Below are 20,024 nucleotides of genomic sequence, written 5' to 3' on the forward strand. Positions count from 1 at the left end.
GAATCGGATGCGGACGGGGAGACGGGCCGCACGAACCGCCGGTCGGAGGGCGCTTCAATGAAAAAACGCGCGGGCGCGTCACCACGCCCCGCGCGTTTCACGTATCGCGATGCTTACTTCATCGACGCCACGGAGGTCTTCACCGCCTTGTCGTAGAAAGCCGACAGCGCGTTGCGCAGCAACTGCCGGGTCGGATCGTCGGCATAACCCATGTGGCCCGCCGGATAGAGAATCCGCGTATACATCTGGGCCATCTGCTGCGTCGGAACCGCCTGCGCGACCGATTGCATGTCCCAATCGACCTGGGCCGCCGGCACGACGGAATCGTAATAGCCCGCCGATGTCAGCACCTGCATGTGCGGGTTGATCATCATTTCGTCCGCGATGAAGATCGTCGCATCCGGGAATGCCAGCTTCGAGCCGTCCGGATAGGTCGTATTGTGATCCCACGCATCGGCGATCGTGCCCGTCAAGCCGTGGTACAGCGACGGCGTCTGATACTTCAGCGTGTTATACGCATACGACGCGAAGATCGGGGTATACGCGGCCAGATCGTTGAGCGACGGATCGTAGGTCAAATAGCTGTTCGGCATCGGGAAAACCTTCGCGAGATTGCCCGCCAGCTGTTTGCGCAGATCGTAGTAGCCCAAGGTTTGACCGGGGATCATGCCGGTGGCATCCAGCGAGCCGGTAACCGCCGCGAGCACGTCGGTCGCCGAGCTGACTGGCGTGTCGCCCTGGGTCGCGTTGTTGTAGATGACCGGCGTGTTGCCCGTCAGCGCCTGCAAGCGTGCGACCAGCGTGCCCGCCTTTGCATACTGCGCGGCAGTGGGCACCGAGTTGTACGGATTGGGCGTGACCGAGCGCAGATCGTTGAACGTGAAGTTCTCCGAGGCCTGGAACAGATCGGCGTCGCTAAGCTGCGCCAGCGAAGGATCGGTGATCTTGCCGTAGTACTTGGCCGCCATCGTGATCGTCGGCAGCAGGAACGGCGGCAGCGGATCGCGGCGAGCCGGCTCGGGTTCGTAGAAATTCAGCGCCGGCGCCTGCATCATCAGCCCGCTCAACTTGATTCCGTACTGATCCTGCAACGCATACGACAAAATGCCCGCGCGCGGCCCGCCATACGATTCGCCATACACCATCAGCGGCGAGTTGCCCCGGTTGTTCGTGATCATGTAGCGGTTGATGAAGCCCGCCATGATATTGACGTCCGGGTTGACGCCCCAGAAATCCTGGTTCTTGCTGGGCGCGATGGCCTCCGAATAGCCCGTGCCGACCGGGTCGACGAAGATCAGATCGCTCTTGTCCAGCAAGGTCTGCGGATTTTCGCCGAGCGTCACGTCGTTCGGCCCCGATACCGTCGAGCCCTGCGCCGTGAAGACGCGCATCGGGCCGAACGAACCCATGTGCAGGAACGACGAAGGCGAGCCGGGGCCGCCGTTGAAAAACACCGTCACTGGCCGGCGTGTCGTGTTCTGGTTGTCGAGCGTGTACGCGGTATAGAAGATCGACGCCTGCGCGGCGTTGGTATTCGGGTCGCGCACGATCAGGTGGCCCGCCGTCGCCGTATAGGTCATGTTGACGCCGTTGAGTTTGATGCGGTGATGCGTGACGGCAGCGGCCTCGGTGGCCGTGGGCAGCGACGCGGTCGGGCTCGCGTCGTAAAGCGTGTTGTCGACGTAGGGCTGATCGGCCGGAAGCGGCGTCAGCGCCTGCTGCGTCGCCTGGTTGCCCTGGTTGCCCTGGCTGTTCTGGTCGACCTGGACCGTGGCCGACGTAACCTCCGGCGCGATAGGCTTGGGCGCGGACGACGCGCCGGACGCCGTGGCGGAACTGGTCACGCCCGCCGACGAGCCAGGCGACGAACCGTCTCCGCCGCACGCGCTCAATAGGAAGAGGGCCGCAACCGAGGACAGCACCGCCGCGCGCCCCGGCAGGGCAAATGGCGCGTTCCGTCGTTTTGACGTGCCGATCGATACAAACGATGTCATTTTCGAATACCCCTGTATAAAAACAACTCACGGACAACGCTCCGCCGGGGGCGGATTGCCCCAAGCCGGATGACTGGCCTGCCGTCGAGTTGTCAGCTTTTGACTGAAACAATTGGTTCGAATTAATTCGAAGCATCCATCTATATTGGGATTTTCCGTCTCCTCCTATTTTGAAATCATCGATGAATCGCCGAGCGCCGGAAATCGAGAAGCCGTTATCCCGATATCCATACCCAATCTCTAAATTGATTTCACTTTAATCGGCATCGCGCAAATCGATTCGCCGGCCTTTCTTTCATTACGCATACAACCAAACGCAATGTCCGCGGGCTCGCCGGCGCACTGTCCGTGGATTGGATTCCGAAAAACCTGTTATTCGGTCAGCCGAATTCGACTGAATCCCATCTCGAAATGATTTAGATGGCGCAGAGCCGGTTCCTTTGCAATATAGCGCAATGAAGCGTAAGGAGGCGCCAACCGGCACGCAAGCGATATTCAACATACTCAGTATGTGAGATTTCCAACAATTTTTTTTGAGATTTCTTAAAAATACCCTGTAAATTTTATCGTCGATTTGCGTATATCGGCAGCGTTTGCAATAACGATTTACCCGCATCACGAATATGAAAGGCAATCGGCCGCGCATAAGCGGGATATTGTCGAAACAACGAAACCGGAAAAACTAAACATTCCGATGGCTTTCTTTATTATTTCTTTTTCCTATCGATTTTCGTGGCTGCCGGACGGCGGCGCCCGGCAGCCACGCCGCGCCCGCCCGCCGATCGACGACGCTCTAACAAACCTGCCGCCACTCCAGTACATGCATCGCGCTGATCGCGCAGCCGGTCAAATAAAAGCCGACACCCAAAACACCATGCGTCATGAGGCTGTGCAAGCGCGCCAGCGCCGGGCGCGGCGTGCGGCTCGCGGCAACGCCCGCGCCCATGCCCGGCTGCATCACGAAAAACGGCGCGGCGATGCTGCCGATGCCGACGATCAGCGCCGGCGCGAGCGTCGGCCGGCAAACCCAGCCGAGCCCCCAGCCGACCAGCAGCACGGCCGCGAATCCGGTGCCGATCAGATAATGGGCGAGCCAGCCGATCGCCCGCTCGCACCGCACGCGCGGCGATAAGGCAATCGCATCATGAAAGAAGCGGCCGCGCGCCACATGCGCGAGCCAGCGGCCCACCAAGCCGTAATCCAACGGCACGACGCCGAACCACCGCTGGCGCACGATGGCCCACGCGTCCGTTACCGCCGTCGCGCCGACGCCGATCAGCAGCGCGCCGGCCGAATAAGCCGCGATATCAGCCAGCGCGCCCATCGGCCGCCTCCTGCGCCTGCGTCGACGTGGGCGCCGCCCGTGCGCTGACCAGCCAGCACGCGGCGGTAAAACGAACCTCGGCTTGATGGACGAATGGCTCGAACGCATCGCGAACGGCAACGGCCACCCGCCTTCGCGTGAGTTCGTCCGCATCCTTCAGCGCGTGGGCAACCGGCCCGATTCGGCTCAAATAATCGGCGAGATCTTTTTCGGCAAACGAGCAGCCGGCATCGAGCGGCCGCACGTCGATTGAGGTCCAGCCGCCCGCTTTCAGCGTCGACGCAATCAGGCCAGGTTCGGCAAAGAAGAACGGCCCCGGCGCGCCCGGCCGGCGCACCGGCAAATCCGGCAGCAGCGCAGCGGCGGCCCGTTCGGCCGTCGTCATGAACGGATTGTCGGCGGGATCGCGCCACGCCACGAACCAAAGCACGGCATCGTCCGTCGCCGCGCGCCGAAGATTCGCGAACGCCTGCGCCGGATCGTCGAAAAACATCACGCCGAAGCGCGAAATGATCGTGTCGAAGCGGGCGGGCGCGAACGCGTGGGTCTGCGCATCGGCGCAAACGAAGCTCGCACGCGCGCCTTCGCGCTTGGCGCGGGCACAAGCGGCAACGATCATCGGCACCGACACGTCGATGCCAACGCAACTCCCCGCGTCGCCCAACCGGCGCGCGACGGCAAGCGTCGTGCCGCCGGTGCCGCAGCCGACGTCGAGCACCCGGCGCGCACCGCTCACGCGCACTGCGTCGACAAGCAACGCCTCGAGCGGCGCGAACATCTGGTCGAGCACCGCCTGCGTGTCGACCCATGCACGTCCGGTGCGGCCGTTCCAGAGCACGCGTTGCTCGTTTGGCCGCGAAGCGGCCGATTGCGCGACAGTCATGATGCTTTCCCGTGTATGCCATCAAGAGGCGGAAGCTACACTGTGCCAATTCAAGTTAACTTGAGGTCAAGACCGTGGGAAATTTGGATATCGCCGACGTCGCTCGACAATCCGGCCTCCCTGCGTCGACGTTGCGCTTCTATGAGGAAAAAGGGCTGATCGCCTCGACCGGCAGGCTCGGACTGCGCCGCCAATTCGACGCTGGCGTGCTCGAACGGCTCGCGCTGATCGCGCTCGGGCGCGCCGCCGGCCTGTCGCTCGATCAGATCGCGCGAATGCTCGCGCCCGACGGGCGGCCGCGCATCGACCGGCAGATGCTCGTGACAAAGGCTGACGAACTCGATCGGACCATTCGTTCGCTGAGCGCGATGCGCGACGGACTGCGGCACGCGGCCGCATGCACCGCGCCGAGCCATCTGGAATGCCCGACATTCCGCCGTTTGCTGCGCGCGGCAGCGGCGGGCGCGATAGGGCAGACGCGAAAAAAACGGGCGATGCGATCGGCATGAGGCCGGCCCGCGCCAAGGCTCACGCTTCGAAACGCGGTGCGACGCGCATCAGTGCGCATCCGCACGCACCGTGCCGGGCGCCGTGCTCAGCGCAACCCCGCCGCCACGCGCCCGGCCAGATCGATTCCCATCTCGAACACCCGCCCGACGAACGCAATCAGATTCGGCGCCATCAGTTGCACGAGCAACAGCCCGACCAGCATCGTCACCGGAAAGCCAACCTGGAACACACCGATCTGCGGCGCCGCGCGATTGAGGATGCCGAGCGCCAGGTTCGCGATCAGCAGCGCCGCGACGACAGGCAGCGCGAGCAGCAACCCCATCTCGAAGATCGCCGCGCCGGACGCGGCGAGCGTTCGCCAGCCGGGCGCGCGCAGCAGATCGGCCGACACCGGCACGAGCCGGAACGAATCGACGAGCACCGCGAACACTTGCAAATGCCCGTCGAGCGCGACGAACGCAAGCATTGCGATCGCGTTCAGAAAGCGCCCCATGACGGGCGTCGCGCCGCTCGCGTGCGGATCGAAGAACGTCGCGAAGCCGAGCCCCATCGACAGGCCGATGAAGTCGCCCGCCGCCTCGATCGCAGCGAACACGACCTGCATCGCAAAACCGAGCGCCACGCCGATCAGAAACTGATTGACGATGATCCCCACACCCTGCGCGGAAAACAGGGTGACGGCCGGCACCGGCCCGAGCGTGGGCGCGACGGCCAACGCGATGAAAGCCGCCAACCCGATCTTCACGCGTGCGGGCGTCGCGCGATGGCCCGTGAGCGGCGCCGTCGCGACGAGCGCAAGCAGCCGCGCGAACGGCCACAGAAACGCCGTGAGCCAGCCGTTCAATTGCGCGTAAGTGACGGAAAACATCGGTCGGGATCGCAACCGCGGACTGCCGCGGAACCTTGAAAAAAGCGAAACGGACAAAGCGGACGCAAGCGCGCGACACCGGCGTCAACTCGCGCCAAGCGTCGCGACGCGCAGCAAAATCTCACGCAGATAATCGAGCATCGTCGACAGCATCCACGGGCCCGCGATCACCATCGTCGCGGCAACCGCGAGCAGCTTCGGGATAAACGACAGCGTCGCCTCGTTGATCTGCGTCGCGGCCTGAAACAAGCTCACAACGAGGCCCACCGCGAGCGCGACGAGCAATAGCGGCGCGGCAAGCAGAAGGCCGACGTACATCGCCTGATGTGCGAGCGTCATCACGTTTTCCGAAGTCATCTCGATATGCCTCCCACGATCACGCGAAACTCTGAGCGAGCGAGCCGATCAGCAACTGCCAGCCGTCGACGAGCACGAACAGCATCAGCTTGAACGGCAGCGACACCGTCGCGGGCGACACCATCATCATCCCCATCGACATCAGCACGCTCGCCACGACCATATCGATGATGAGAAACGGAATGAAGATCGTGAAGCCGATTTGAAACCCCGTCTTCAACTCGCTCGTGACGAACGCGGGCACGAGCAGCGACAGCGGCACGTCTTGCGGACCTTGCATCGGCGCGGCTTTCGCAAGCTTCGCGAACAACGCGAGATCGGTCTCGCGCGTCTGCTTCAGCATGAACGTCTTGAACGGCGCCACGCCGCCGCGCACCGCCTGGTCCATCGGCAGCGTGCCTTCTGAGAACGGCTTATAGCCGTCGGCATAAGCCTTGTCGAGCACGGGCGTCATCACGAACAGCGTCAGAAACAAAGCAAGGCCGACGAGCACCTGGTTCGGCGGCGTCGTCGCCGTGCCGAGCGCCTGCCGCAACAGCGACAGCACGATGATGATTCGCGTGAAGCTCGTCATCATCAGCAGCATCGCCGGCAGGAACGACAGCATCGTGAGCAGCAGCATCGTCTGCACGCTCAGCGAATAGGTGGTGCCGCCGTTCGGGCCGGGCGCCGCGTTGAACGCAGGCAGGCCCGCCGCCTGCGCGCAGGCGAGCGCGGGCGCGAGACCGATCGCGAGCGCGGGCAACCAGCGCGCGGCAGCGCGCAACAGAGGGGTTTTCATCGAGTAATGGCGGAAATGTCGAAAAGCGCGGGGCGCGCGGCGCAACGCAAATGCGGCATTCCGGCGAACGCCGGGCCGCCGCGAATGTGCTGGCGCACGCGCTCGCGCCGCGAAGGCAATCTCGCCGGCAAAGAAAGCGGCGAACCGGAGGAACGCCGGGAATGCGCGGCCCCGGCATGCGCCCGGCGGCGCCAAGCACGCCGGCGCTGGCGTTCGCTTCGCAAAGGAAGCGCCATGAGCAAAAAGGATGGCGTAAGCAGTGAATAGGCCGGTTGCATCGTCTTCAACGGCTTTCGCCGCCCATCCGGAAACGCTTTGCGGCGACCTCCAGCAGCGCGTCGCGAAAACGCTGGGCGGATGCGCCGGCAAGGGTAGGGCGGTGCGGGAAGGCCGATGCCGGGCTGACGGCGCCCCCCGCGCTTGCGGCGCTTCCATCCGCATCGGCCGATGCAACGCACGACGTCGCACCGGGCGAAGACATGCCGGCCGCATCCAACGTGCGCTCAGCCGCGCCACCGGCCGCCACGCTGCCAATTGCCGCGCCGGCCAGGTTCGCCGGATGCGCGCCGCCCGCCGGGCTCGCGGCCGGCGCGGACAGCGCATGCAAAAGCCGCACGTTGCCCGGCGCGACGCCCAGCACGAGCGACGTATCGCCGATCGCGACGATCGTCACGCGCTCCTTGCCGCCGACCGCGACGCTCGCGACGACTTTCAGCGCAACATTGCCGCCGCGTGCCGGTTGAAAGCCGAAGCGGCGCGCGAGCCACGCGCAGCCGAACACGGCGCCGATCACCAGCGCGAGCGCAACGAGCGTTTGCAGCACCGCGCCGGCGCCAAGCGACGGCGCGGCCGAACCCGCGACGACGCTCGACGCAAGCGGCGATGCATGATTCACCGTATCGAGACTGGCGACACTGGCGGCAAACGCGCGCGGTACGGCCGCGCCGAATATGCCGAATATGCCGGCCACGCGTGCCGCGACGCGCGCGGCCGCGCCAACGCAGCGTCTCGCGAACGGCGCGCGCCGAATGCGCGAACCGTCGGCCCATGCGGGCGTGCCGCCGTGCAATACCGGCCGCCGCCGTTGCGCCGCACGCGGTGCAACGGCACTCACGGCGGCACGCGCAACCATGTCCCGGCGCTTCCCGCCGCGCCATCTCAGCCTGGCGCCTGGTTTCACCGATTGAGCTTCCGGATGCGTTCGGACGGCGTGATGATATCGGTGAGCCGAATCCCGAACTTGTCGTTGACCACCACCACCTCGCCCTGCGCGATCAGGCAGCCGTTGACCAGCACATCCATCGGCTCGCCAGCGAGGCCGTCCAGTTCGACGACCGAGCCCTGCGCAAGCTGCAGCAGGTTGCGAATCGCAATCTTCGTGCGGCCGAGTTCGACCGTCATCTTGACCGGGATGTCGAGAATCAGGTCGATATCGTTGTGCGTCGGCGCCGCGCCCGCCTTCGACAGCGGCCGGAACACGCCCGCGCCGGTCGCACCGGCCTCGATCGGCTGCTGGTTCTGCTCGGCGAGCGCCGCCGCCCAGTCGTCCATGCCGGCGTCCTCTCGCGGCGCGTCCGCCACCGGCTCGCCGGCCGCCGCCGCGGCCTGCGCGAACGCGTCGTCGTCCGCGCCGCCCGCCTCGGGCGTGGAGTTCAGCTCAGTCATATCCACCTTCCTTCATCGTATCGCTCGCGCCGATCATCTTCTGCACGCGCAGCGCGTATTGGCCATTGAAAATGCCGTACCCGCACTCCATCACCGGCACGCCGTCCACTCTCGCGGTGATCGTGTCCGCGATGTCGAGCGGCAACACATCGCCCGCGCGCAGATTGAGAATCTGCTCGAAGGTCGTCGGTATCTCGGCGAGATCCGCGGCAAGCTCGACCTCGGCCGCCTGCACCTGCTGCGACAGCACGCGCACCCAGCGGCGGTCAACCTCCAGCGCCTCGCCCTGGATCGGCGACGAAAGCACGTCGCGAATCGGCTCGATCATCGAGTACGGCATGCAGATGTGCAGCGTGCCGCCCGTCGGCCCGAATTCGATCGAGAACTGCGTGACGATCACGATTTCGTTGGGCGTCGCGACGTTCGCGAACTGCGTATGCATCTCCGAGCGCACGAACTCGAACTGCAGCGGCCGCACGCTCTTCCACGCGCTCGTGTAGTGCTCGAACACGAGATTGAGCAGCTTGCCGATGATTCGCTGCTCGGTTGCCGTGAAGTCGCGGCCCTCGACGCGCGTGTGAAAACGCCCGTCGCCGCCGAACAGGTTGTCGACCACGAAGAACACCAGGTTCGGATCGAACACGAACAGCGACGTGCCGCGCAGCGGCTTCACGTGCACCAGGTTCAGGTTGGTGGGGATCGGCAGGTTGCGGGTGAATTCGCTGTACTTTTGCACTTTCACCTGGCTCACCGAAATCTCCGCGGTGCGCCGCATGAAATTGAAGATGCCGATGCGCAACAGGCGCGCGAAGCGGTCGTTGATGATCTCGAGGCCGGGCATCCGGCCGCGCACGATCCGTTCCTGCGTCGCGATGTTGTACGGACGGATGCCCGACGTGTCCGCGGGCTCGTCGGCCGATTCGTCCTCGCCCGTCACGCCCTTCAGGAGTGCATCGACCTCCTCCTGGGACATGAACTCTTCGTGGCCCATACGCGCTCCTTCGCCCGCGGCGTTACTGGACGACGAATTCGGTAAACAACACGTCGTCGACGCGCACGCTCTGGTTGCCCGGCTGGGTCGGCTGCTCGATCACGGCCTTCAGCTCGTCGGCGAGCGCGCGTTTGCCGGCGAGCGTCGCAAGCTCGTCCGGACGCTTGTTCGACAATGCGAGCAGGACCCGGCTGCGCAGCTCGGGCATGTGCCGGCTCAGGTACTCCTGCGCCTTCGGATCGGTGAGCTTCAGCGACAAGCCGACGCGCAGATAATGCTGGATGCCGTCGTCCGACTGCAGGTTCACGGTGAGCGGCTCGAGCGCGAAAAAGACCGGCACGGCAAGTGGCGCTGGCGCGCCGGGCCTGTCGTGGCGCACGCCGCCGTCCGTCAGCACGAAATACGTGCCGGCCGCGGCCGCCGCCGCCGCGCCGAATCCGATCAGCATGAGCAGCGCCACTCGCTTGAACTTGCCGGACGAAGCCGGTTTGTCGGCGGACAGGTTTGCGGTCGTGATAGCCATGGCATGCGGGAAGACTTTAGGTAGCCTGCATTGTTCGGCATCGGCGGCCGGCGCGATGGGCGGAATAGAAGGGGGATTTGCGGTTATCTCGTTCGTTTGTCCGGCGGGAGGACGGCGGCGGCGTTTGCCAACGCGCACGGCCGACGCCGCGGGTGAGCGGGTGAGCGGGTGAGCGGGTGGGGCGAGCGTAACCGGCGTGACGGGCTCGGCTCAGATCGGCAAGTACGTCAGCAATGGCGCGATCAGCACCATCGCGACACCCGCGATCATCATCGTGAGGCTCGACACGACGCCTTCCTCGCTGCCGATCTCGCGCGCCTTCGCCGTGCCGACCGCATGGGCGGCCGCGCCGAACAACGCGCCGCGCGCGAGCCTGGAGCGCAGCGGCATGAGCGCGAGCACCAGTTCGCCGACGAGCATTCCGCAAATGCCGGTGGCGATCACGAAAAGCGCGCTCAGATCGCGCGGCGCGTGAATCCGGTCGGACACCGCGAGCGCGAACGGCGTCGATATCGAACGCGTGACGAGGCTGCGCTGCAATTCGGGCGACAGATGCAGCGCCTTCGCGAGCAGCAGCGAGCCGCACACCGCGGCAACAATGCCCACCACGACGCCGACCGACAGCGAGAACCAGTGCCGCCGCATCAGCTCGCGGTATTCGTAGATCGGCACGGCGAATGCGATTGTCGCCGGGCCGAGCAGCCACATCAGCCAACGCGTATCGCGCAAGTAGACCGCGTAGGGAATGCCCGTCAGCGCGACGAACGCAACGAGCAGCGCCGGCACGAACACGAGCGGCGAGAAAAACAAGGTTTTGCGGTACGCATAAAGGCGCTTCGACGCGAAATAAAGCGCGATCGTCAGCACGAAGCAGCCGGCGGAGATCGCCGTGTTCGCGGGCTCGGCGAGCAGCGCGCAGGCGGGTGTCGTCATGATGTCGTCGAATGAAATGGAGCGCCGGACAACGGGCGGGTAACGCGCTCAGCACCCCGCGCACGGGCGCGCGCGGCGGCGTTCGGCCCGCGTGCGCGAAAGCGCGAGCCGCCGCTCGAAGCCCGCCGCGATATCGACCGCGACGGCAACCGAGCCCATCACGAACACCGTGCCCGCAACGACGACGAGCGCCAGCCGCCAGCCGTCGTCGCGAAACAACCCGCCATATTGGACCGCCGCGACAGTCGCCGGGATAAAGAACAGCAGCATGTCGGACAGCAGCCAGTTCGCGCCGTCCTTCACCCAGCCGGGCGCGATACCGCCCGACAGCAGCAGGACAAGCAACACCGCGAGCCCGACCACGCCCGACGGCACGGGCACGCCGAGCTTACGGACGGCCCAGTCGGTCGCAGCCCACAACGCGGCGAGCGCGACGGTCTGCAGCACGATGCGCGCCGTGCGGTGCAGGCCCGCTGCGCGCGGCGCTGTCGCGGCCGGGCGTTTCGTCATGACGTCCTCCTGATCCCTTGCATTACCAAACGGAGTCAGTATAGGATTCACGCAGACATAAATAAAATGACTTGATTTTATAAAAATCATTCCATTTTGGAATTCTTTGCCGAATTCCTTATCGAACTCGTGACTCGTGACGGCCCGTTCGCCGAAGGAGATATCGATGGAGCTGCGCGCGCTGCGTTATTTCATCGAAGTGGTCAGACAGCAGAGTTTCACGGTTGCGGCCGAGCAGATGCACGTCACGCAACCGACGATCAGCAAGATGGTGAAATCGCTCGAAGACGAGATCGGCTCGCCGCTGCTGCTGCGCGACGGCCGCCAGATGATATTGACGGATGCCGGCCGCATCGTGTTCCAGCGCGGCCAGGACGTGCTCGCCGCGCATGCGCAGCTACAGGCCGAGCTGAACGACCTGGGCACGCTCGGGCGCGGCGAGCTGACGATCGGCATTCCGCCGCTGGGCGGCGCGCTGTTCACGCCGGCAATCGCCGAATTCCGCGCACGCTATCCGAAGATCGAGCTGAAGCTGTTCGAACAAGGCGCGCGGATGATCGAAGCCGCGCTCGTGTCGGGCGAGCTGGAGCTGGGCGGGGTGCTCGAGCCGGTCGATCCCGCCGTGTTCGACGTGCTGCCGATGGTGCGCGCGCCGCTATGGCTCGTCGCGCGCCGCGGCGCCCGCTGGGACACCGTCGCGACAGTGCCGCTCGCCGATCTGGCAGGCGAGCCGTTCGTGTTCTACGCGGAAAGCCTCGCGCTGCACGACGCCGTGCTCGACGCGTGCCGGCAAGCCGGCTTCGCGCCGCAGGTCGTGAGCCGCAGCGGGCATTGGGATTTCATGGCGGCACTCGTGCACGCAGGCGTCGGCATCGCGTTGCTGCCCGCACCATACTGCCGGCGGCTCGACGCCGCGCAGTTCACGTGCCGGCCGATCGTCGAGCCGGAAATCACCTGGGCGATCGCGATCGGTTGGCTGAAGAAGGGCTACCTGTCGCACGCGGCGCGCGCATGGCTCGACGTCGCGCGCGAGACGCTGCCCATCGATCCGGGCGACGATCTCGCGTTCGGCGGCTTGCGCATGCATCCGCGTTGAGATCTGCGATGTGCGGCCCGATGCGCGATGTGCAGTGCAGGGGGCGCGTTACGCAGCGGCCGCCCGCGCCGGCGCGCCGCGTCAATGCCCCATCGCCACGCCCGCACCCTTTTTCGGCTTGGTCACCCAGACGAGCGCGGCCAGCGCGACGAACGCGAGCGTCGACAGAAAAAAGAAATCGTTCGTCGCCATCATGTAGCCCTGCTGCGTAACGATCTGGTTGATCTGCGCCGACGACACTTGGCCGGCGATACCGAGCTGCGCGAGCGCATCCTGGTACGCCTGCGTGTTCTGCGCATAGACGCTCACCGCCTCCGACAGCCTCGCATGGTGATAAATCGCATCGTTTTCCCAAAACGTCGTGCTGATCGCCGTGCCGATCGCGCCGGACAGCGTGCGCAGAAAATTCGACAGCCCCGACGCGCTCGCGAGCCGCTCGTCGGGGATGCTCGACAGCGTGATCGTCGTCATCGGCACGAAGAAGCACGCGACGCCGATCCCCTGGACAAGCCGCGGCATGATCACCTGGCCGAACGACACGTCGAGCGTAAACGTCGCGTTCCAATACGACACGCCCGCGAACACGATGAACGCGAAGCACGCGATTATCCGCGCGTCGAGCCGCTGAATGTTGCGGCCGATGATCGGCGAGAGCACCAGCGCGAGCAGCCCGACGGGCGCCGTGGCCAGGCCCGCGAGTCCGGCCGTGTAGCCCATCACGGTCTGCAGCCACAGCGGGAAGATCACGACGATGCCGAAGAACGTCATGAAGCCGAACGCGATGATCAGCACGCCCAGCGCGAAGTTGCGGTCCTTGAACAACGACAGATCGACGACAGGCTCCTTCTCGGTCACCTCCCAGACGATCATGAACGCGAGCGAGACCACGGCGATCAGCGCGAGCGTCGTGATGAACGTCGAGTTGAACCAATCACGGTCCTTGCCGAGATCGAGCATCATTTGCAGGCTTCCGACACCGAGCACGAGAAAGGTCAGCCCGATCCCGTCGATGCGCTGCTTGCTCGTCTTCGTTTCGCGGCCGCGCAGCAGGAAATACGCGCACGCGGCCGAGAACAGGCCGATCGGCAGATTGATGTAGAAGATCCACGGCCACGTGTAGTTGTCGGTGATCCAACCGCCCATCACCGGGCCGAAGATCGGCGCGACAACCACCGTCATCGCCCATAAGCCGAGTGCGAGCCCGCGCTTCGCGCTCGGATAGCTGCGCATCAGGATGGTCTGCGACAACGGCACCATCGGGCCGGACACCAGGCCCTGCAGCAGCCGGAACGCAATCAGCGATTCGAAATTCTCGGCGAGGCCGCACAGCGCCGAGGCGATCGTAAACGCCAGCACCGACAGCGTGAAGAGCCGCACCTCGCCGACGCGCCGCGCCAGCCAGCCGGTCAGCGGCACCGCGATCGCGGAGGCGACCGAGTACGACGAAATGACCCACGTGCCTTCGCTCGTCGCGACGCCGAGACTGCCCGAGATCGTCGGCACCGCGACGTTTGCGATCGACGTGTCGAGCACCTCCATGAACGTGCCGAAGGCGAGCCCGGCAGTCAAAAGCACGAGCGCGGCGCCCGAAAACGGCGCGGGCTCGGCAGTGGAAGGGGTGACGGGAACCGTCGCCATGCTGGCCTCCTAACGGGCTTCAATTGCCCCGGCATCCTGCGCATCGACCATGCTCCGGTCGATCATTTCAATCAATAAGTAAGTGACTTGTCAGCTTCTGCTCAGACAGATAAATATCCGGCCAGTCCGCCACGATCCTGCGTCTTTTCCGGCGCAACCCGGCTCCGTCAGCCGCCGAGCGTCTGCGCGCCGGCGGTCTCGAGCGCGTTGCCGCACGAATCGGCCGTGACCGATCCGTTCGCGATGACGCGCTGCAGCAGGGCCGTCAGAAGTTTGAGTTCGTCTGCCGTAAAACCCTCGAGCTGCGCATTCAGCGTGGCCGCGATCGCGCCCGGCAATGCCTGCGCGGCTTGCGCGCCGCGTTCGGTCAACGCAAGCTCGATCACACGGCGGTCCGATTCGCTGCGCGCACGCGCGATGAAGCCCTTGCGTTCGAGCCGGTCGAGCATCCTCGTCATCGAGCCGCTGTCGTAAGACAGCTTGCGCGACAGCTCGAACGGCGTGCGCGCATAGCCGCGCGCCAGCAGCAGAATCACGCCGATCTGCTGCGCGGTCAGCTCGAGCGGGCCAAGCGCGCGGTCCAGCCGCTCGATCAGCAACTGCCGCGCCTTCGTCAAATAAAAGCCGACGTTCGATTCAAGCTCGATGTGTTCGGGGTCGTAGAGGCCGCTCATGCTCGCCGGGACGCCTGCGTTGATTGCGGTTGCTGCAACAGTGCATTCCAAGGAAAGACGCCGCCAGTATCTTGAATATTGGTTGCTTAGTCAATATTATTTCAGGCAATGAGTTACGCGCGATGCGCTGCCCGAGACGATGTTCTGACCGTTTGCTTACGCACGCCGTGTTTCGGCGTGCGTACCGAGGATTGACCGCCATGCCGCCCCTGAAACGAGCCGCGCGCACATTGCGCCGCAACCTGACCGATACCGCTCGCCATACGCTTTGCGCTCCGCATCGCGGCTGGAAGATCGCGCTCTATGTGGCGATGCTGATCGTGCCCGGCGGCTCGCTCGCGGCGCTCGGGTTCGCGTGGTTCGACCATCGCCGGCAGCGCACGGCTCGCGGCAGCACGCGGGCGGCATCCACCCGGGAGCCTTCGGCGCAGCTTTGCCTGCCCGCCGCGCCTCCTCAGCCGGTGCGCTGCCCGTAATAAGCCGGGCAGCAGGCGCGCGGCGCGTTTGACATCCGCGTTTACATCCGTAACGCACGGTAATCCGTCCCCTTGAGCCGGTAACACATCCTGCGGCGCACGCGCTTTACCCTAGCGGCTGCGCAATTGCGCAGCCGTCAGTTACCATTTGGCCACGCCGCCGGCGTCACGGCCTGTTTATGCGAATCGCAGGCCGCGTCGCCCGCTTGCCCGCCCAGGGCGGCAGCCTCGACAGGAATCCAAAGCATGCCGCATGTCCCCTGCCCACGTGCGCGCCGCGCGCTGAGCATGGCCGTCGCCGCCGCGACGGCCATGCTCGTCGCCGGCTGCGCGCTCGGGCCTGATTATCAGCGTCCCGCCGCCACGATCCCCGCCGCCTACAAGGAAGCGCCGCCCGGCTGGAAAGTGGCGCAGCCGGCCGATCGCGCAGACCGCGGCCCATGGTGGACGATCTACGGCGATCCGCAACTCGACGCGCTGGTCGACAAGCTCAACGCATCGAATCAAACGGTCGCGCAATATGCGGCGGCGTACCGCCAGGCGCGCGCGCTCGTCGCGCAAGCGCGCGCGTCGTATTTCCCGACGCTCGGCGTAACGGCAAGCGGCTCGCGCGCGGGCAGCGCGGCAACGACAAGCTCAATCGCGCGCAACACCGTCAGCAATAGCTACAACGTCGGCCTCGACGCATCGTGGGAGCCGGACCTGTGGGGTAAGGTGAGCCGCACCGTCAGCGCGCAGAAGGCGAACGAAGCGGCGGCCGCCGCCGATCTTGCGAACGCGCGGCTGTCCGCGCAGGCAACGCTTGCGCAAACCTACTTCCAATTGCGCACCGCCGATGCGACGCAGAAGCTGCTGGACGATACCGTCGCGTCATACCAGAAATCGCTGCAATTGACGGAAAACCAGTATGCGCAGGGCGTGGCCGCACGCTCGGACGTGATCCAGGCGCAAACGCAATTGCAGTCGGCGCAAGCGAGCGCGATCGATAACGGCATTGCGCGCGCGCAATACGAGCACGCGATCGCGACGCTCATCGGCGAGCCCGCGTCGACGTTTTCGCTGCCGCCGCTACCGCTCGCCGCCGAGCCGCCGGCCATGCCGATCGACGTGCCGTCGGCGATCCTCGAACGGCGGCCCGACATTGCAGCCGCCGAGCGGCGCGCGGCCGCGGCGAACGAGCAGATCGGCGTGGCGATCGCCGCGTTCTTTCCGACGCTCACGCTGTCGGCGTCCGGCGGCTTTCAAAGCTCCGTGTGGTCGCAGCTTTTCACGCTGCCGGCGCGCTTCTGGTCGGTCGGGCCGCAACTCGCCGCGACGCTGTTCGACGCAGGCTTGCGCGCCGCGCAGACCGAGGCCGCGCGCGCGACCTACGATCAGGACGTCGCCGCTTATCGGGCCGCCGTGCTGTCCGCATTCCAGGATGTCGAGGACAACCTCGCATCGCAGCGCATCCTCGAGCAGGAGATCGGCGTGCAGCGGCAAGCGGTCGACTCCGCTCAGCACGCGCTCGATATCGCGCTCAATCAATACAAGGCGGGCACGGTCGGCTATTTGAACGTGTTGACCACGCAGACGACCGCGTTCAGCGCGCGGCAGAAGCTCACGACGATCGCCGGACAGCGGATGGTGTCGTCGGTCGGTCTCGTGAAAGCGCTCGGCGGCGGCTGGGACGTCTCGCAGATCGCCGGCGAGGCGGCGCGCACGCCAGCGCCAGGATCAGCGCCGGTCAACGCAGCACCTGCGAACACGCGCGCGACATCGGCCGCTCCCGAGGCCGCGACGCGGACGAACGCGCCTGCCGTCGCACAACGCTAACGCCGCCGGTTCAGCTTTGCCCGTAACCGCGCGGCGCGGCGCGGGCGGCCGGCTCGGCGGCCGGCACGACTCGACCAGCCGCTTGCGCCCACTCGAGCGGCACGGCCCCGCCGCCACGCTCAGCGCGCGCCGTCCCCATAAACGAGCGACACCGAGCCGTCGCCGGTCGGCCGGCCGAGCAGGTTCAGCAGGCCCGCGAGATTGTCGCGCTGCTCGGGCGTCGCGCTCGCGGTGCCGTGAAACGATGCGCCGGCCGCACCGAAATTCCCTTGTCCCGACATCATCAGCGGCCCCTTCACCGTCGACAGATCGAGCGTCGAATTCGCGCCGCCTGCTTGCAGCACGGCGCGGTACGATCCGAGCGGCTTCACGCGTGACAGGCGCGAACTCATGTCGGTGATCGTCACGGTAAGCTGGCCGAAGGCATCGTTGCCGATAAGCCGCCAATCGGTCCAATCGAGCCGCACGTCGCCTTGCAGGTCGAGCGTGTTGAACGGCGTGCCGAGGCCCGCGAGCAGCGAGGCCGGCACGGCCATCGTGCCCGCCGACAGCACCGCGCTGCGCGGCGTCGCGTCGAGCACGACAGCATCGGGCATCGCATCGGTGTGGCGCAGCCGCATCCGCACGCGCCCCGTGAAAAGCGGCCAAAACTCGGTGCGCCATTCGATGCGCCCCGGCAGCAGCGTCGATGCGCTGCGATCCGTGCCGGGCGCGAGCAGCAGCGTCGCCGAGCCTTGCCACAGCGAGCCGTCCGGATCGACGAGATTGACATGGCCGCCCGTCGCTTTGGCGAACTGCGGCGTCACCCACGCGGCGGGCAATAGCGCGACGAGCACAACGAGAATCGACAAGCCGCCGACCAGCGCCCACGGCAACAGGCGGCGAATACGCATGGCAACGGTCATCGGCGCGCGCATCCCCGCGTGCCGCTGACATGAATGGCCCTGAACATGCCGGCGCTCACTTCGTCGACGCCGGCTGCAGCACGGCCGTCAGATCCACTTGGCCGTCGTCCTTCAACGCCGTGGCGTGCGCTTCGACAACTTGCGCCTTGAACTGGTGGCGCACGTCGTCGAGCCACTGCGTCCACACGGGAAACGCCGCGTTCTTGAGCTGAATCTGCACGCCGCTGCCGACGAGCTGCGGCGGCCCCGCGACCGCGAGACCGTGATCGGACAGCGACGATGCAAGCGCGTCCTTCAACGCGAGGCCGGTCGGCGCGACGCCTTGCGCGGCGGCGGCAAGCGTGCGCGCCTCGTTGGCCTGCGCGTTCATCTGCGCGAGTTCGTGACGCATCGTCGGCAACTCGCGCTGAATGCGCGCGCGGCCCTCCTGTGCGGGCGACCACAGCACCGAATAGGCGATCGCGATCGCGAGCACCGCGCCGCCCCAGCCGAGCAGCTGCTTCTCGCGCGTCGTGCGGGCATCCCAAAACTGGCTCAGCGCTTCATTCAACTCCGTTTTCATGACCGGCTCCGAATCGTCCATTTACCCGTGCTGCTGTCGATTTCGCCCGTCAGGCCGTTGCGCGACAGACGCTGGCCGAAATCCGGATCGACCTTCGTCTCAGGCTTGAAGCCGACGTCGAGCCGGCGATCGTGATAGTCGAGCGACGCGATACCGTTCGGCGGCAGCGGGCCGAGCGAACGGGCGAGGCCGCTCGCAAGCGACAGAAAATCGTTCGGCGACAGCTCGCCCGCCGCGATGCGCAACTGGTCGAGCTGGCGCGTCATCTGCGCGGCCGGATCGAGCACGGTCGTCGTCTTCGGGAACGCCGTCAGAAGCGTCTCGGTGATCTGCGCCGACAACGCATCGCGCTCGCGCGCGAGCTTCCACCAATGCGCGTTCACGCCGATCACCGCGACCACGAGCGAGGCGGCCGCAAGCGCGAGCGGAACGCGCAGGCGCGTGAGCGTCGCGCGGTCGAAGCGCCACGGCGCGAATTCGAATTCGAACTGGCACAGATCGAAACGCTCGTCGAGCGCGCGGCGCGCAAATGCATCGAACGGCCAGATCGCGGCGCCCGGCACGAGCCGCTTGTCGTCGAGCGGGCGCACCGACGCGAGTTGCGGCTCCGCGCCCGGCTCGCCGAGTTCGTACAGTTCGAGCGGCGTGCCGTCCGCGAGCGCTTCGAGCGTCGCGGCCACGGCGGGCAGCGGCGCGGCGAAGCCTTCGCCGAGCGCACCGCGCGCAAGCGCCAGCTCGACGCGCGGCGCGGCGGCCGTCGGCGGCACGGCATCGGCCGATTCCTCGGCGAGCGACGGCGCGCTCGCCGTCGCGGCCAGCCCCAGCGCGAGCGCGACGATCGGTTCGTGCAACTGCGCGCCCAGCATGGGTTCGCCGGATACGGCTGCGCCGTCGTCCACGCTGGGCGGCGCGAGCACCGAACCCGCCGCGCCGGCGGCGGTGCCAAGCGCAGCGTCGTGCGCGGCTGCCACGGCGGCATGCTCGCGTGGCGCGCCGTGCGCGCCTTGCACAGCATCGGCTTCGGCATCGGCGCGCGCTGCCGCACGCTGCTGCTGCTGCGGCGGCAGGCAGCGGGTCGCGGGCACCGCGCGCAAATGGCGATGGCCCGCCGCCGTAAACGCATCGACGATGAACCGGAACCACGCGCGATCGATCACCGCGAGCACGCGCCGCCCGTCGGCTGCCGCTGTCGGATCGACCGCGATATGGCAGCCCTGCGGATCCTGGATCAACTGATCCTCGATGATGTTCGGCAATGCCTGCTTGAGCTTCGGCCCCTTCAACGGCGGCACCGTCTGCTCGAGCAGCAGCAAATCGCGCGCGGCGACGACGAGCACCGTCGTCGTCGCCTGCGGCAGCAACGTGAGCGACGCGCGGCCCGCGCGCTGCGCGTGACCGCTCTTGTCGACGAGCGCAAACGGCAGCTCCGGCCATTGCCATTCCTGCAACGGCACGGCCGGCTCGCGCGGCGGCAATAGGACAATCAACGTGCTCAAGGGCTCATCTCCAGAGAATGGCG

At 66.2% G+C, this 20,024-nt stretch carries 22 protein-coding genes; 4 read left to right on the top strand and 18 right to left on the bottom strand.

Annotated features, from left to right (window positions below; all coding sequences use genetic code 11):
- Positions 1-113: 113 nt before the first annotated feature.
- The 3 genes from AQ611_RS01430 to AQ611_RS01440 all read right to left on the bottom strand — a co-directional run bounded on the left by AQ611_RS01430 (position 114) and on the right by AQ611_RS01440 (position 4,201).
- Positions 114-1,844: a S10 family serine carboxypeptidase-like protein gene (locus AQ611_RS01430; protein WP_180978127.1), complete on the bottom strand. Its 1,731-nt coding sequence runs from the start codon at positions 1,842-1,844 to the stop codon at positions 114-116.
- A 943-nt stretch (positions 1,845-2,787) separates the two neighbouring features.
- Positions 2,788-3,318, bottom strand: a complete 531-nt coding sequence (locus AQ611_RS01435; protein ID WP_374755068.1) for a DUF2938 domain-containing protein — start codon at positions 3,316-3,318, stop codon at positions 2,788-2,790.
- A complete protein-coding gene (locus AQ611_RS01440) occupies positions 3,302-4,201 on the bottom strand; it encodes a class I SAM-dependent methyltransferase (RefSeq protein ID WP_059517109.1) in 900 nt (299 codons plus the stop codon). The genes AQ611_RS01435 and AQ611_RS01440 overlap by 17 nt, the downstream gene beginning before the upstream one ends.
- Before the next feature lie 74 nt (positions 4,202-4,275).
- On the opposite strand from AQ611_RS01440, the gene AQ611_RS01445 reads away from it, so the two are divergent.
- The gene (locus tag AQ611_RS01445) at positions 4,276-4,710 is read left to right on the top strand and encodes a helix-turn-helix domain-containing protein (RefSeq protein WP_069233548.1); all 435 of its coding nucleotides are present in this window, start codon (positions 4,276-4,278) and stop codon (positions 4,708-4,710) included.
- 86 nt (positions 4,711-4,796) lie between these two features.
- Here AQ611_RS01445 and fliR read toward each other — a convergent pair whose 3' ends face one another.
- The 10 genes from fliR to AQ611_RS01495 form a co-directional block, all read right to left on the bottom strand.
- Positions 4,797-5,579 (bottom strand): flagellar biosynthetic protein FliR, encoded by a 783-nt coding sequence (gene fliR, locus AQ611_RS01450; RefSeq protein ID WP_069233549.1) that lies wholly within the window; start codon positions 5,577-5,579, stop codon positions 4,797-4,799.
- An 84-nt stretch (positions 5,580-5,663) separates the two neighbouring features.
- Positions 5,664-5,936: a flagellar biosynthesis protein FliQ gene (gene fliQ, locus AQ611_RS01455; protein ID WP_069233550.1), complete on the bottom strand. Its 273-nt coding sequence runs from the start codon at positions 5,934-5,936 to the stop codon at positions 5,664-5,666.
- A 19-nt stretch (positions 5,937-5,955) separates the two neighbouring features.
- Positions 5,956-6,717 carry a flagellar type III secretion system pore protein FliP gene (fliP, locus tag AQ611_RS01460; protein WP_059517102.1) on the bottom strand — a complete coding sequence of 254 codons (762 nt, stop codon included), beginning with the start codon at positions 6,715-6,717 and terminating at the stop codon, positions 5,956-5,958.
- Positions 6,714-7,004, bottom strand: a complete 291-nt coding sequence (locus AQ611_RS26010; RefSeq protein ID WP_197517122.1) for a hypothetical protein — start codon at positions 7,002-7,004, stop codon at positions 6,714-6,716. The genes fliP and AQ611_RS26010 overlap by 4 nt, the downstream gene beginning before the upstream one ends.
- Positions 7,001-7,849: a flagellar biosynthetic protein FliO gene (gene fliO / locus AQ611_RS01470; RefSeq protein ID WP_069233552.1), complete on the bottom strand. Its 849-nt coding sequence runs from the start codon at positions 7,847-7,849 to the stop codon at positions 7,001-7,003. The genes AQ611_RS26010 and fliO overlap by 4 nt, the downstream gene beginning before the upstream one ends.
- 44 nt (positions 7,850-7,893) lie before the next feature.
- Complete coding sequence (fliN, locus tag AQ611_RS01475; protein ID WP_059517097.1) at positions 7,894-8,382, bottom strand: flagellar motor switch protein FliN; 489 nt, start codon at positions 8,380-8,382, stop codon at positions 7,894-7,896.
- A complete protein-coding gene (gene fliM / locus AQ611_RS01480; RefSeq protein WP_059517095.1) occupies positions 8,375-9,373 on the bottom strand; it encodes a flagellar motor switch protein FliM in 999 nt (332 codons plus the stop codon). Before fliM ends, fliN begins: the two co-directional genes overlap by 8 nt.
- A gap of 22 nt (positions 9,374-9,395) precedes the next feature.
- Positions 9,396-9,896, bottom strand: coding sequence for a flagellar basal body-associated protein FliL (gene fliL / locus AQ611_RS01485; RefSeq protein WP_069233553.1), 501 nt, complete (start codon positions 9,894-9,896; stop codon positions 9,396-9,398).
- A gap of 210 nt (positions 9,897-10,106) precedes the next feature.
- The gene (locus tag AQ611_RS01490) at positions 10,107-10,829 is read right to left on the bottom strand and encodes an LrgB family protein (RefSeq protein ID WP_069233554.1); all 723 of its coding nucleotides are present in this window, start codon (positions 10,827-10,829) and stop codon (positions 10,107-10,109) included.
- A 48-nt stretch (positions 10,830-10,877) separates the two neighbouring features.
- Positions 10,878-11,339 carry a CidA/LrgA family protein gene (locus AQ611_RS01495; RefSeq protein ID WP_069233555.1) on the bottom strand — a complete coding sequence of 154 codons (462 nt, stop codon included), beginning with the start codon at positions 11,337-11,339 and terminating at the stop codon, positions 10,878-10,880.
- A gap of 166 nt (positions 11,340-11,505) precedes the next feature.
- Here AQ611_RS01495 and AQ611_RS01500 point away from each other — a divergent pair, with 166 nt between their 5' ends.
- Positions 11,506-12,435 (top strand): LysR family transcriptional regulator, encoded by a 930-nt coding sequence (locus AQ611_RS01500; protein ID WP_069233556.1) that lies wholly within the window; start codon positions 11,506-11,508, stop codon positions 12,433-12,435.
- Positions 12,436-12,516: 81 nt separating this feature from the next.
- On the opposite strand, the gene AQ611_RS01505 is transcribed toward AQ611_RS01500, so the two are convergent.
- Together AQ611_RS01505 and AQ611_RS01510 are read right to left on the bottom strand one after the other, a co-directional pair.
- Positions 12,517-14,073: a DHA2 family efflux MFS transporter permease subunit gene (locus tag AQ611_RS01505; RefSeq protein ID WP_059517085.1), complete on the bottom strand. Its 1,557-nt coding sequence runs from the start codon at positions 14,071-14,073 to the stop codon at positions 12,517-12,519.
- A 167-nt stretch (positions 14,074-14,240) separates the two neighbouring features.
- Positions 14,241-14,747, bottom strand: coding sequence for a MarR family winged helix-turn-helix transcriptional regulator (locus AQ611_RS01510; protein ID WP_069233557.1), 507 nt, complete (start codon positions 14,745-14,747; stop codon positions 14,241-14,243).
- 200 nt (positions 14,748-14,947) lie between these two features.
- Here AQ611_RS01510 and AQ611_RS01515 point away from each other — a divergent pair, with 200 nt between their 5' ends.
- Both AQ611_RS01515 and AQ611_RS01520 read left to right on the top strand, forming a co-directional pair.
- Positions 14,948-15,223 carry a hypothetical protein gene (locus tag AQ611_RS01515; protein WP_059517081.1) on the top strand — a complete coding sequence of 92 codons (276 nt, stop codon included), beginning with the start codon at positions 14,948-14,950 and terminating at the stop codon, positions 15,221-15,223.
- A gap of 246 nt (positions 15,224-15,469) precedes the next feature.
- On the top strand, positions 15,470-17,038 hold the full coding sequence (locus AQ611_RS01520) for an efflux transporter outer membrane subunit (protein WP_069233558.1): 1,569 nt from the start codon (positions 15,470-15,472) through the stop codon (positions 17,036-17,038).
- A gap of 119 nt (positions 17,039-17,157) precedes the next feature.
- Here AQ611_RS01520 and AQ611_RS01525 read toward each other — a convergent pair whose 3' ends face one another.
- The 3 genes from AQ611_RS01525 to gspL form a co-directional block, all read right to left on the bottom strand.
- Positions 17,158-17,931 (bottom strand): type II secretion system protein N, encoded by a 774-nt coding sequence (locus tag AQ611_RS01525; protein ID WP_069235086.1) that lies wholly within the window; start codon positions 17,929-17,931, stop codon positions 17,158-17,160.
- 67 nt (positions 17,932-17,998) lie between these two features.
- Complete coding sequence (gspM, locus tag AQ611_RS01530; RefSeq protein WP_059517908.1) at positions 17,999-18,505, bottom strand: type II secretion system protein GspM; 507 nt, start codon at positions 18,503-18,505, stop codon at positions 17,999-18,001.
- Positions 18,502-20,001: a type II secretion system protein GspL gene (gene gspL / locus AQ611_RS01535; protein ID WP_069233559.1), complete on the bottom strand. Its 1,500-nt coding sequence runs from the start codon at positions 19,999-20,001 to the stop codon at positions 18,502-18,504. The genes gspM and gspL overlap by 4 nt, the downstream gene beginning before the upstream one ends.
- Positions 20,002-20,024: the final 23 nt, after the last annotated feature.

The organism is Burkholderia singularis (assembly GCF_001718875.1).
GTDB lineage: Bacteria > Pseudomonadota > Gammaproteobacteria > Burkholderiales > Burkholderiaceae > Burkholderia > Burkholderia singularis.